Here is a 12,314-nt window from a genome sequence, read left to right on the forward strand (position 1 = left end):
CATCACCTCACCGGTTCCCGCCGATGGTCTCCCGCGCGGCACGCAGGGATTCCTTCAGCGACCCCATGGTGGCCAGTACGGCGGTGGGCTCGTAGCCGCAGTGCGCCATGCAGTTGGCGCAGCGCGGGTCCTTGCCCCGGCCGTACTTGTCCCAGTCGGTCTCCTCGATGAGCTCCCGGTACGTCGGCACGTAGCCGTCGCTCATCAGGTAGCAGGGCCGCTGCCAGCCGAAGAGCGAGTAGTTGGGAATGGCCCACGCCGTGCAGGAGAAATCGGCCTTGCCCTCCAGGAAGTCCAGGAAGAGCGGCGAGTGGTTCAGCCGCCACCTGGCCCGGTTGCCGCCCGCGAAGGACTTCTTGAACAGCTCGCGGGTCTGCTCGACTCCCAGGAAGTGCTCCTGGTCGGGCGCCTTCTCGTATGCGTAGGCGGGCGAGATCATCATCTCGTCGACCTTCAGCTCGTCATTGAGGTAGTTCAGGACCTCGATGATCGTCTGCGGGGTGTCGGTGTTGAAGAAGGTGGAATTGGTGGTGACCCGGAAACCTCGGCGCTTGGCCTCCTTGATCGCGGCCACCGCCTCGTCGAATACTCCTTCCTTGGCAACCGATTCGTCGTGCCGCTCCCGCAGCCCGTCGATGTGCACGGCGAACGCGAAGTAGGGCGACGGCGTGAACTTCTCCATCTTCTTCCGCATCAACATCGCGTTGGTGCAGAGGAAGACGTACTTTTTCTTCGCCACCAGCTGCCGGACGATTTCGTCGATCTGCGGATGCATCAGCGGCTCACCGCCCGCGATGGAGACCATCGGGGCGCCGGATTCGAGCACCGCGCCGACGGCCTGGGCCACCGGCATCCGCTGCTTGAGAACTCCGGCCGGATGCTGAATCTTCCCGCAGCCTTCGCAGGCGAGATTGCAGGCGAACAGCGGCTCCAGCTCGACAATCAGCGGAAACTTCTCCCGCTTGCGAAGCTTCTGTTCAGCAAGGTACGTCGCAATCTTGATGGTCTGACGGAGTGGCATGGCCATCTAGCTCACCTCCTGGGGAGCAGCAAAGATCGGTGCCATTCATAGAAAGCCGGTAGGACGGCACGGAGAACGCGGAATGCCGATATTCCACCGCGGACCGTGCCGATGCGGACGAGCTCATGCTGTGGAGCGTCCACGACCACCCGTACGGCCGCAACCGGGCGTGGCCCGGCGCGCAGGGCGGTGCGCAGAGTGACGACGGACTCCATGTCCACCGCGATCGCTCCGGTGGTCCGCAGCTCGGCCCGCTCATGCCCGCGTACGACATGGTCGGAGCCGGTCAGCGGACCGGTGTGGACGGTGCGTCCCGGTACTGCTCTGGCCAGTGCCTCGGCAAGGAGTTCGGTGCCGGTGCAGGCAACCGACTCCCCGGCGAGCCGGGTCTCGTCGGCCACCACCAGATCTCCGGGGTGCATGCCTGGCGTCAGCCCGGCACAGAACCCCGAGGCGATGACCGCGGCGCCGAACGCCCGGCCCTCGCCGAGCGCCCGTGCCACGGCGGATTCGGCCGCCTTGGGTCCCATGCCCGTACGGATCACGGTCACGGGTCCCGGCGCCTTGTCCGCCCTGCTCCTGCCGGTGCGCAGGGCAAGGTGTTCGATGCCGAGCGCACAGGCGATCAGCAGCGGGGCGGCGGGGCCGGGCGGCCCCGCGGGTTCGCCCATCAGGCCCCCTCACGGAGGTCCGTGCGGCCGGCGAAGGGATCGCCGTGCACGTACCGGCCGAGCGCGGTCAGCGGGAAGACCTGCCGGTAGAGGTGGTAGTTGATGGAGAAGTCCCAGGGGAAGCCGGTACCGGTGAAGTACGGCTCGTCCCAGGATCCGTCGGCCTGCTGGGTCTCGGTGAGCCAGGCGACGCCACGGGCCACCGCCGCGGTGTCCCGCCGCTCCGCGGCCAGGAGCGCGAGCAGCGCCCAGGCCGTCTGGGACGCGGTCGAGGCCCCGTGGCCGATCCACTTGTCCTCCTTGTAGGAGCGCAGGTCCTCGCCCCAGCCGCCGTCGTCGTTCTGGACGGACTCCAGCCAGTCGGCCGCGCGCCGGATCGAGGGATGCGCGGCGGGCAGTCCGGCGGCGACCAGGGCGGGCACCACGGACCCTGTTCCGTATACGTAGTTGACGCCCCATCGGCCGAACCAGCCTCCGGCGGCCTCCTGTTCGGAGAGCAGCCACTCGATACCACGCCGGGTGACGGGGTGCGCGGAGTGGCCCTCGATGGCGAGCATCTCCACCACATGTCCGGTGACGTCGGCGGACGGCGGGTCGATGACCTCACCGAAGTCGCAGAACGGCAGCCGGTTGGGGAACGGGCTGGTGTTGTCGGCGTCGAACGCTCCCCAGGCGCCGTTGCGGGACTGCATGCCGACGTTCCAGCGCACCCCCCGGGCGATGGCCGCTTCGACCCGTGCCGGATCCGGGTGACGGACCCGGCGCAGCGCGAGGACCACTTCCGCGGTGTCGTCGATATCCGGGTAGTTGTCATTATGGAACTCGAACGCCCAGCCTCCCGGCGGGAGTTGCGGCCTGCGTACCGACCAGTCACCCGGCCGGTCGATCTCCTCGTCGAGCATCCAGTCGGCCGCCTTCACGAGCGCCGGATGATCGGGGCGCAGGCCTGCGTCGGCGAGCGCGATGGTGGCGAGGCAGGTGTCCCAGACCGGGGACTGGCAGGCCTCGATCATGCGGGCGCCGTCCTCGCGCCAGACCGCGAACCGGTCCAGCGAGGCGAGTCCGGCCCGCATCACCGGGTGGTCGAGGTCGTAGCCCAGCAGGTGCAGCGCGATGACGGAGTAGACGGCGGGCGGCTGGATGCCGCCCCAGCAGCCGTCGTTCTCCTGGCGTTCGATGATCCAGCGGGCGGCCGCGTTCATCGCGAGGCGGCGCACCCGGCGCGGGGCGATCCGGTGATAGAGGTGCAGTGCCTTGTCGAGGCGCTGGAAGACACCGTCCCAACTGGCCGCCGGTGCGGGGCGCCTGGGTGGGTTCGGTTCGCCGGGGTCGGTGTGCAGCTCGTCCAGTGCGAAGGGGGCGGGCCGGACCGGCCGCTTCGCGGAGACGACGGTGAGCGGCACGATGGTCTGGCGGGCCCAGCAGCCGAAGTCGTAGATATTGAGCGGGACCCACTTCGGGAAGAACATCAGCTCGGGCGGGAGTTCCGGCAGGTCGTCCCATTTCCACCAGCCGAACAGGGCCAGCCAGATCCGGGTGAACACCCGGCTCGCCGCGATCCCGCCCTGTTCCCTGACCCACCCCGAGGCGCGGAGCATGTGCGGGTCTTCCGGCCGGTCCCCGGCCAGCCGCAGTGCCACGTACGCCTCGATGGTGGCGGACAGGTCCCCCGGCCCGCCGTGGAACGTGGCCCAGGTGCCGTCACCGAGCTGCTCGCCGCGGATGAAGCGGCCGGCCGCCTGTACCGTGGCGGAATCCTGGATTCCGAGGAACTGGCGGAGCAGGAGGTCCTCGGCGTCCATGGTGACGTTGGTGGCGAGGTCGCCCTTCCACCAGCCCTGTTCGTCCTGCTGGCCGAGGAGGTGCTCCACCGAGCGTTCCGCGGCCCGCCGCGCGGCGGCCAGTACGTCGTCCGCGGCAATGGTTGATTCGGTTGTCGGTCTACTGGCCGAGGCTGCGCGGGGATCCACAGCCCCGGTGCTTCCGTCGGTCGTCGCTGTCATGGCTTCCCCTTCGTGCAGTTGTTCCTCTGCTGTGCTGGGGCCTCCGTCGGCCGGCACCCGTGACGGGCACCGGCCGGCGACTGCGAGTCATATGGAACAGATGGCGATCATCTCTTTCGTACGACGACGAAGTCAGCGAGCGCCGTGAGCTGCGCCCGCACGGTTTCGGGCATGTCGACACCGTGCAGCGCCTCGATGGCGACCGCATGCTGACGACGCGCCTCCTGAGCGGTCCATTCACGGCCGCCCGCCTCCTCGATGAGCGCCGCACGGGCGGCGAACTCCTCTTCGGAGAAGCTGTCGAAGTCGCTGCTCTTCGCGTCGGCGGCGAGCAGCTCGCCCAGGCGCTCCGAGGCCGGTCCGCCCGCGGCGAGCGCGGCGACGACCGGCAGGGACTTCTTGCGCTGGCGCAGATCGCTCCACGTCTGCTTGCCCGTGGACTCCGGGTCGCCCCAGATCCCGAGCAGGTCGTCGACCGCCTGGAAGGCGAGGCCGAGGTGGTAGCCGTACGCCTCCAGGACGTCGGCGGTACGGTCGTCGGCGCCGCCGAGCACCGCGCCGATGGAGCAGGCGCAGGCGAGCAGGGCGCCCGTCTTGTTGCCCTCCATCTCCAGGCACTCCTCGACGGTGACCCGCTCGCGGTGCTCGTAGGAGATGTCCTGGGCCTGCCCGTCGATCAGCTTGCGAGTGGCCGAGGTCAGCCGCCTGGCCGCGCGGCCCGCCTCGACCGTCCCGAGCTCCAGGAGGACCTCGTTGGCCAGCGCGAAGAGCGCGTCACCGACCAGGATCGCCTGGGCGGGGCCGTGCACCTTCCACACCGTGTCGCGGTGGCGCCGCTGCTCGTCGCCGTCCATCAGGTCGTCGTGCAGCAGCGAGAAGTTGTGCACGAGTTCGACGGCCACGGCGCCGGGGACGCCGGCCTGGGCGGCGGCGCCGGCCGCTTCCGCGGACAGCAGGGCCAGCGCCGGGCGCACGGCCTTGCCGCCGTCGCCGTCGGCGGGCCTGCCCTGGGCATCGATCCAGCCGAAGTGATAGGCGGCCACGGTGTCCATGGGCGGTGCGAGCCGGTCAACGGCGGCCCGGAGCACCGGCGTGGAAAGGGCCCGTCCGCGCTCCAGAAGCGCGGTGACGTCCGTGGTGTCCGCCACGGTGTCGGAAGCCGGATTCGCCGGGGTCACTGACTCTCCTCTTGTTCCGGTGGTACTGCTCATGCCGCCTCCTGCAGCGGATGTTCGTGGGGGCGGCCGAGTGCCAGGAGTGCGGCGTCCGCTGCGCCGGCACCGCTGCGGACGGCGCCCTCCATCGTGGCGGGCCAGCCGGTGGCGGTCCATGCACCGGCCAGGAAGAGGCCGGGGGCCCCGGTACGTGTCCCGGGCCGCAGCCGGCCGACTCCGGGGGCGGGCGCGAAGGTCGCCGTCCGCTCTCGGGTGACGAAGAAGTCCCTGATCCCGGCACCGCGTGCGGCCGGCAGCAGCCGCTCCAGCTCGGGCAGGTAGCGCGCGCGCAGTTCGGAGACGGGCAGGTCGATCTCCTCGCCGGCCGCCGACTGGGAGACCGCGAGGTACTGACCGGGTCCGGTGAGGCCCGAGGCCTCCGTGCGGTCGAAGACCCACTGGACCGGCGAGCCGAGCGCGGTGAAGAACGGCCGCCGCAGCACCTTGCGGTCGTAGACGACGTGCACGTTGAGGATGGGTGAGCTGCCGATCTCCAGCAGCTTCTCCGGGGCGTCGAGCGCACCCTCGGGCAGCAGGTCGTGGGTCTCGCGCTGCGGCACGGCCAGCACGACGGTGTCCGCCTCGATCCGCTCGGCCCCGGTCTCGACCACCCAGCGTCCGTCGTCGGTACGGGTGAGCGCGGAGGCCTTCGTCCGGAGCTCGGTGCGGACACCGGCGGCGTCCAGGGCCTTGCGGCTCAGCGTGTCGTGGATGTCGCCGAGCGGCACGCTCGCCCAGCCGATGTCGGCGGCGCCGGGCTCGGAGAGGAGGCCGGTCTTGAAGACCTTCGCAGCGAGCGCCAGCGAGGAGTTCGGCGCGGTGGCGTTGAGCGTGGCGACGCCGACCAGGTCCCAGAGGGCCTCGACGGTGCGCGGCGACTGGCCGTGCCGGGCGAGCCAGCTGCCGAAGTCGATGTCGTCCAGCGCCGGATCGTCCGGGTCGAGCCGGCCGAGGGCCAGCGCGGCGCGCCCGACGCTCGCCCGTTCGGTGAGCGAGAGGTGCGGGTATCCGGCGAGACCGGCGGCGAGGTGGAAGGGGACCGGCAGGCCGTTGCGGCGCAGCCGTCCGAGCCGGGGCCCGGCAGGCCGTCCGACGTCGAGAACGGGCACGTCCAAACGGTTTTGCAACGGGGCCAGACGGGCGCCCTCGACCCGGTCGAGGAACCAGCGGTACGCGGTGCAGCAGCGCAGGTAGACGTGCTGGCCGTTGTCGACCGTCAGTTCGCCGCGCCGGAAGGAGAAGGCGAGGCCGCCGAGCCGGGGCCGACCTTCGAGCAGGGTCACGTCAAGCCCGGCGTCGGCCAGGCGCAGGGCCGAGGTGATGCCGGCGAGCCCGCCGCCGATCACCACCGCCCGGGAGGAGCGCAGCCTGTCATCCGTCATGAATCCCCCTCTCGCCAGGTCTTTCCCGTCAGGGACGCAGCGGTACGGCCGGAGGTTGCCCGCCGTCCGCACTGATCATCCATGGTGCTCATGGTGCGCGAGATGTGCCTGCGGTGCATTCAGACACGCCCCCTGGCCGTCCGGCGCGAAATGTAGCGGGCGTCCAGACCGGACAGGCCGCGCACCGCCACGTATGCCTTCTCGTGGCCCGGCAGCGAGACCCGGCCGCGCAGCACCGCCTCGGGGTCGCGCTCGATCCGGTCCAGGAGTCTGCGGTAGATCCCGGCCATCGCCGCCACGCAGGCACCGCTGCGCCGGTCCAGCATCGGCAGCAGCCGGTAGCCCTCGGCGAACAGGGCGCGGGCGCGCCGGACCTCGAAGTGGATCAGCCCGGCGAAGTCGGAGCCGGGCGGCGGGGTGGCCCGGTGGAAGCCCTCGGAGCAGCCGAACTTGGCGAGGTCGTCGGCGGGCAGATAGGTGCGCCCGTTGCCCGCGTCCTCGCGGACGTCGCGCAGGATGTTGGTCAGCTGGAGTGCGAGGCCGAGCGTGTCGGCGTACTCCGCGGCGCGTTCCGAGCCGGGCGCGCCCGGCTCCGTACCGAAGACGCCCAGGCTGAGCCGGCCGATGGCGCCCGCGACGCACCGGCAGTAGATCTTGAGGTCGTCCCACGTCTCGTAGGTCGCGCCGCGCACGTCCATCAGCACACCGTCGATGAGCTCGTCGAGCCCCTCCAGCGGCAGCGGGAACCTGCGGGCGGCGTCCGCGAGCGCGACGGCGACCGGATCGGTGTCGTCCTCGTCCACCGCGCCGTCCCGTACCCGGTCCAGGAGTGTGCGGGTGCCCTCCAGGCGGACGCGCTTGGTCTCCGGCTCCAGCTCACCGTCACCGATGTCGTCGACACGACGGGAGAAGGCGTACAGCGCCGACATGGCCTGTCGCTTCTCGGCCGGCAGCAGCCTGATGCCGTACGCGAAGTTCCGCGCCTGCTGTCCGGTGACCGCCTCGCAGTAACTGTACGCGGCCTGTACCGGTGCCGACATGTACGTCGTCTGTCCCTCCACGGTCCGGCTCACCCCTCTCTACGCGCTCTTCGCAAGACAACTCCCACCTCGCGCAGCAGGCTGGGCTTGGTGGGCTTGGGCGGTCCGGGCAGTACGTCGAACCCGGCGGCCGCGATCGCGGTGAGGGCGGCACGCCCCCCGCCGACGAATCCGGCGAGAAGCAGCTTGAGCCTGCCGTGGACGCTACCCACCAGGGGGGTGCCTTCATTCAGCAGATCCCCGGCGCGTTCCGCCTCGTACGCGACCAGTGCCCGCACCGACGCGCCCCCCTTGGGGGCCGCCAGATCGGATTCGGCCACGTGGAACCTTGCCATGTCGTCGGCCGGCAGGTAGATCCGGTCCCGGCCGAGGTCCTCGGTGACGTCCTGGAGGTGCTCGACGATCTGCAGTGCGGTGCAGACGGCATCGGAGCGGCGGACGCGTTCCGGGCTCGCGGTTCCGGTGAGTTGGAGGACCAGGCGGCCGACGGGGTTGGCGGAGAGTTCGCAGTAGGCGAGCAGCTCCTCGTACGTCCCGTAGCGGCGGATCTTCTGGTCCTGCCGGTTGGCCTCGATGAGGCCGAGGAAGGGTTCCGGGGTGAGCGCGCGGCGGCGCACGGTGGGGCGGAGTGCCCGCATGAGGGGGTGGTGCGGAGTCTCGCCCGTGGTGGCGAAGATCCTGCGCAGGTCGGTCTCCAGCGCGTCGAGCATGGCGAGCCGGTCGTCGCTCTGTGCCGGGTCCAGGCCGAGGTGGCGGGCGTCGGCGCCGCCGGGAGCGAGGTCGCCGTCACCGATGTCGTCGACGAGCCGGGCGTAGCCGTAGACGGCCATCAGATCGTCGCGCCAGGCGCGCGGCAGGAAGAACGGAGCCACCGGGAAATTCTCGTCGGCGGCCTTCTCGAGGGTCCCGGGTACGGCGGAATCAAGCCGCGTCGGGCGGGCTCGCGTCACTGCGTACCGCCCTGCACGGGGACGGCGTGAGCACCTCGGAGCTGGAGATTATCCGTCATAGCCGTCACATCTCCCGTTCTACACTGCCGACCCAAAACAACCCATTCCGGACACGCCGCCCGCCCTTCCCAGTGCGGAGGACCCCATGGGCCTTCCGCTCAGGCGGTATCGCCCCACTTGCAACGAATCAGCACCGGTACAGCTTACGTTGTACAACGCTCATCGATACGCCGGGGTGCGGGACACCTGTGGAGTGTGCGCCGTGCCGTGCCAACTTTCCCCGCGCGTCATTGAATTGACGTCATCCGGCGGGAGGAGATCTTGGCGGATGACGTACGACGAGCCGTGGAGGTGCGGCGTCCGGTCCGCGGTCCGGACACGCGCCGCGGCCCCCGCCGGAGAGGTCGACGCTGTTGGTTAATTCGGGGGCTGGTCCTACTTCGCCCTGCCGAGCATGGGCTCGGCGGGGCGAAGTGCTGCGAAGTAGCTGGTGCGGGTGCGGGCCCGGGGTGTGTCGGTGAGGTGGGCATCGATGCGGGCGAGGTTGGTCGCGGCGCCGGTGAGCTGGTGCTGGAGGCTGGTTTTCGCGAGGCCACGGTAGCGGGATCTGCGCAGGCCGCAGCGCTGGACGCCCTGGGAGATGGTGCCCTCGACTCCTGCGCGGGTCTTGTAGCGGTCCTTCCAGGTGTCGGTGTCCTGTTCGGCGCGGGCCTGGCGGAGCGCTTGGTGTTCTTCGCGGGGCCGCAGGGTCAGGCGGCGGCCGGCGCTGGAGGTGGTGCACTGCTCGCGGACCGGGCAGGGACGGCACTGGCCGCCGTTGAAGCGGACGCGGATCACCGGGGTGCCCTCGGGCGAGCGGTCGGGGTTCCAACGGGTGGTGGTCTGACCGCTGGGGCAGGTGACCTGCTCGTGGTCCCAGTCGATGGTGAAGTCGTCGCCGGTGAAGCCGCTGTTCGCGGTGGTCTGGTGGCTGACGACTCCAGCGACCGGCCCGGTGAGCGTGATGCCGTACTCGCGGCGGGCCTGCACGAGCAGATGTGCGTCGACATATCCGGCGTCGACCGAGTGCTCGCCGGGCAGGCGCCCGTCCTGGGCGAGCTGGGCGTGCACGGTATCGGTCATCGAGATGTCGGGAACCGTCGCCACGGTGGTGGCCATGTTCGTGATCAGGTTCGGGATGTCCGGCTCGCAGGTCTCGGTGAGGTGGACCTTGTATCCGTCCCACATGGTGTCGCGTTTGACGCTGCCGCGTGCCTCGGTGTCATAGGGCGTGACCAGGCGCGTCGCGCCCGGCGGCCGGTCTTCTGGGCCCCACCGCCTCACCTCGCCCTCCACCTGCTGGAAGTGCTGGACCCAGACCTGGCGCAGGGTTTCCACCTGCTCCAGCGTGCGTAGTTCTCCGGGTGCCCCGGGTGAGAAGACGGCTTCGAGCAGTCGTGTCCCGTCCCGCCCGATCCGCAGGCCCATCTCGTCCCGTTTGGTGCGGGACCTGGGGAAACGTGAGTCCTCGGCCCGGGTGGCGTAGTGCTTGAACCAGTCCGGTTCCGCCATAGTCAGCAGCCAGCCGGGGGCGGCCTGGGCGATCTCGTTGAGCGCCGCCCTCAGGGTCTCGGCGACCTGTTCCAGCCAGCACAGCTGGCAGGCCGCGGATTGCACATGGGTGGAGTCGGTCCGTGCCCGGCCGGCGGTCTTCAGCAGCCCGCTTTCCCCGGCCGCGGCCAGGACGCCATCCAGCACCCGCCGCCCGGCCTCCGCTTCCACCAGGCGGTCCCGGAACTCCGACAGCACCGAGAAGTCGAAACCAGGATCGCCCAGTTCCAGCGCGAGCGCGTACTTGAAGTCGATCCGTGCCCTCACCGCCTCCGCCGCCTGCCGGTCGGTGAGCCCCTCCACGAACTGCAACACCAGCACGAGCGCCAACCTGCCCGGTGACCAAGCAGGCTTCCCCCGCGCAGGGAACAGATCCGCGAACTCCTCGTCACGAAACAGCGGCCCCAGCTCGTCCCGGACCCGGATCGCCAGACTCCCCTTCGGGAACGCGGCCCGCGCTACCCGCACCGTTTCCGCCGGAATCTCCCCCGACTCCCTCGGCTGCATCGACATCGACATCGACATCCACCCCACACAACAACGTCGGCCTTCAAGACCACAACCGAGTCTTCAAGGCCGACGTCACGCGAACCCCCGAATCAACCAACAGCGTCGAGAGGTCCGGCGGGGGCCGCGGCGGTGCGCGGGGCGGGGCGGCGCTACTTGCCGGTCTCCCGCTCGTACGCCTTCAGCACCTCTTCGGTCGGGCCGTCCATCAGCAGTTCGCCCTTCTCCAGCCACAGCACCCGGTCGCAGGTGTCCCTGATCGACTTGTTGCTGTGACTGACCAGGAAGACGGTGCCGGCCTCCTTACGGAGCTCACGGATACGCGCCTCCGAGCGGATCTGGAACTTGCGGTCACCGGTCGCCAGCGCCTCGTCGATCATGAGGACGTCGTGGTTCTTGGCGGCCGCGATCGAGAACCGCAGCCGGGCCGCCATGCCGGAGGAGTACGTCCGCATCGGCAGGGTGATGAAGTCGCCCTTCTCGTTGATGCCGGAGAAGTCGACGATGTCCTGGTACCGCTCCCGGATCTCCTCGCGGCTCATCCCCATGGCGAGTCCGCCCAGGACGACATTGCGCTCGCCGGTCAGATCGCTCATCAGTGCCGCGTTCACCCCGAGCAGCGAGGGCTGTCCGTCGGTGTAGACCTTGCCGCGCTCGGTCGGCAGCAGCCCCGCGATGGCCCGCAGCAAGGTCGATTTACCGGAGCCGTTGGTCCCGATGAGACCGATCGCCTCACCCCGGTAGGAGGTGAAGGACACGCCGCGCACGGCGTGCACCTTGCGGATCCCGCGCTCCTCGCCCTTGCCGCGGCGCAGTATCCGGCTCAGTGCCGCGGTGGCGCCGCCCTTGCCACCGCCGCCGCCGTTGACGCGGTACACGATGTGCACATCGTCGGCGATCACGGTGGGGACGCGCCCCCCGGTGTTGTCCTCAGCCACGGCCGTACCGTTCCTCTGCCTTCCAGAAGTACACGAATCCCGCGATGCCCACCAGGAGCGCCCAGGCGAGCCCGACCAGCCAGACGTGCGACGGCAGGTTCTCGGAGCCGTAGCCGTCGATCATCGCGAACCGGACCAGGTCCATGTAGATGGCCGCGGGGTTGTACTGCAGCACATCAGCGATCCAGGACGGCTTGTCCGCGAGCATCACCGGGATGGAGAACATGACGCCCGACGCGTACATCCAGGTTCGCATGATGAACGGCATCAGCTGCGCCAGGTCGGGGGTCTTGGCACCGAGCCTCGCCATGATCAGCGCCAGGCCGGTGTTGAAGAAGAACTGCATCACCAGAGCGGGAACCACCAGCAGCCACGAGAGCCGCGGGTAGCTGCCGAACGCGACGGTCACCGCGACCAGCACGATCATCGAGTACAGCAGCTGCTGGAGCTGCTGCAGCGAGAAGGAGATGGGCAGCGAGGCACGGGGGAAGTGCAGCGCGCGGACCAGGCCGAGGTTGCCGGCGATGGCCCGGACGCCCGCCATCACGGAGCTCTGCGTGAACGTGAAGACAAAGACCCCGGTCACCAGGAACGGGATGAAGACGTCCTGCGGAATCCCCCTCTTCGTGCCGAGGATCAGTCCGAAGATGATGAAGTAGACCGCGGCGTTCAGGAGCGGGGTCGCCACCTGCCACAGCTGGCCGAGCTTCGCCTGACTGTACTGGGCGGTCAGCTTCGCCCGGGAGAACGCCATGATGAAGTGGCGTCGCCCGTGGAGCTGGCGCATGTACTCGAAGAGCCCCGGCCGGGCTCCGCTCACCGTCAGACCGTGCTTCGCGGCCAGCTCGGCCGAGCTCAGGCCGTCATCTGCCGATGGCGGGGTGCTCAGGGCGACCGCACCATCATGGGTTGTGTCACTCACCAGATAAGACTCTCGTATTCAAAATGCGCAGCCAGTCGCGGGCGCGGCTCAGGGCGGACAGGTCCCGAATAGAAAA

The 12,314-nt window shown here is 69.8% G+C and carries 10 protein-coding genes; all 10 read right to left on the bottom strand.

What is annotated here, in order from left to right; genetic code table 11:
* Positions 1-7: 7 nt before the first annotated feature.
* Positions 8-1,027, bottom strand: a complete 1,020-nt coding sequence (gene hpnH, locus RLT59_RS03410) for an adenosyl-hopene transferase HpnH (RefSeq protein WP_311301975.1) — start codon at positions 1,025-1,027, stop codon at positions 8-10.
* Positions 1,028-1,032: 5 nt separating this feature from the next.
* A complete protein-coding gene (locus tag RLT59_RS03415; RefSeq protein WP_311301976.1) occupies positions 1,033-1,692 on the bottom strand; it encodes a phosphorylase family protein in 660 nt (219 codons plus the stop codon).
* Positions 1,692-3,695, bottom strand: a complete 2,004-nt coding sequence (gene shc / locus RLT59_RS03420; protein WP_311301977.1) for a squalene--hopene cyclase — start codon at positions 3,693-3,695, stop codon at positions 1,692-1,694. The genes RLT59_RS03415 and shc overlap by 1 nt, the downstream gene beginning before the upstream one ends.
* 107 nt (positions 3,696-3,802) lie before the next feature.
* A complete protein-coding gene (locus RLT59_RS03425) occupies positions 3,803-4,906 on the bottom strand; it encodes a polyprenyl synthetase family protein (protein ID WP_311301978.1) in 1,104 nt (367 codons plus the stop codon).
* Complete coding sequence (gene hpnE, locus RLT59_RS03430) at positions 4,903-6,291, bottom strand: hydroxysqualene dehydroxylase HpnE (protein WP_311301979.1); 1,389 nt, start codon at positions 6,289-6,291, stop codon at positions 4,903-4,905. The genes RLT59_RS03425 and hpnE overlap by 4 nt, the downstream gene beginning before the upstream one ends.
* Before the next feature lie 119 nt (positions 6,292-6,410).
* The gene (hpnD, locus tag RLT59_RS03435; protein ID WP_199884343.1) at positions 6,411-7,331 is read right to left on the bottom strand and encodes a presqualene diphosphate synthase HpnD; all 921 of its coding nucleotides are present in this window, start codon (positions 7,329-7,331) and stop codon (positions 6,411-6,413) included.
* A 29-nt stretch (positions 7,332-7,360) separates the two neighbouring features.
* The gene (gene hpnC / locus RLT59_RS03440) at positions 7,361-8,281 is read right to left on the bottom strand and encodes a squalene synthase HpnC (protein WP_311301980.1); all 921 of its coding nucleotides are present in this window, start codon (positions 8,279-8,281) and stop codon (positions 7,361-7,363) included.
* 435 nt (positions 8,282-8,716) lie between these two features.
* Positions 8,717-10,384: an IS1182 family transposase gene (locus RLT59_RS03445; RefSeq protein WP_311307603.1), complete on the bottom strand. Its 1,668-nt coding sequence runs from the start codon at positions 10,382-10,384 to the stop codon at positions 8,717-8,719.
* A gap of 146 nt (positions 10,385-10,530) precedes the next feature.
* Positions 10,531-11,316 (bottom strand): ABC transporter ATP-binding protein, encoded by a 786-nt coding sequence (locus tag RLT59_RS03450; RefSeq protein WP_123530546.1) that lies wholly within the window; start codon positions 11,314-11,316, stop codon positions 10,531-10,533.
* Entirely contained in the window at positions 11,309-12,238 is a 930-nt protein-coding gene (locus RLT59_RS03455) for an ABC transporter permease (RefSeq protein ID WP_311301981.1), read from the bottom strand. The genes RLT59_RS03450 and RLT59_RS03455 overlap by 8 nt, the downstream gene beginning before the upstream one ends.
* Positions 12,239-12,314: the final 76 nt, after the last annotated feature.

The sequence above is a fragment of the Streptomyces sp. ITFR-6 genome (genome assembly GCF_031844725.1).
Classification (GTDB): Bacteria; Actinomycetota; Actinomycetes; order Streptomycetales; family Streptomycetaceae; genus Streptomyces.

Bases quoted from the DNA above. Each gene is read 5' to 3' on its own strand.
- hpnD (WP_199884343.1), bottom strand. From the start codon at position 7,331: ATGTCGGCACCGGTACAGGCCGCGTACAGTTACTGCGAGGCGGTCACC.
- RLT59_RS03415 (WP_311301976.1), bottom strand. From the start codon at position 1,692: ATGGGCGAACCCGCGGGGCCGCCCGGCCCCGCCGCCCCGCTGCTGATC.
- RLT59_RS03445 (WP_311307603.1), bottom strand. From the start codon at position 10,384: ATGTCGATGCAGCCGAGGGAGTCGGGGGAGATTCCGGCGGAAACGGTG.
- shc (WP_311301977.1), bottom strand. From the start codon at position 3,695: ATGACAGCGACGACCGACGGAAGCACCGGGGCTGTGGATCCCCGCGCA.
- RLT59_RS03425 (WP_311301978.1), bottom strand. From the start codon at position 4,906: ATGAGCAGTACCACCGGAACAAGAGGAGAGTCAGTGACCCCGGCGAAT.
- hpnH (WP_311301975.1), bottom strand. From the start codon at position 1,027: ATGGCCATGCCACTCCGTCAGACCATCAAGATTGCGACGTACCTTGCT.
- hpnE (WP_311301979.1), bottom strand. From the start codon at position 6,291: ATGACGGATGACAGGCTGCGCTCCTCCCGGGCGGTGGTGATCGGCGGC.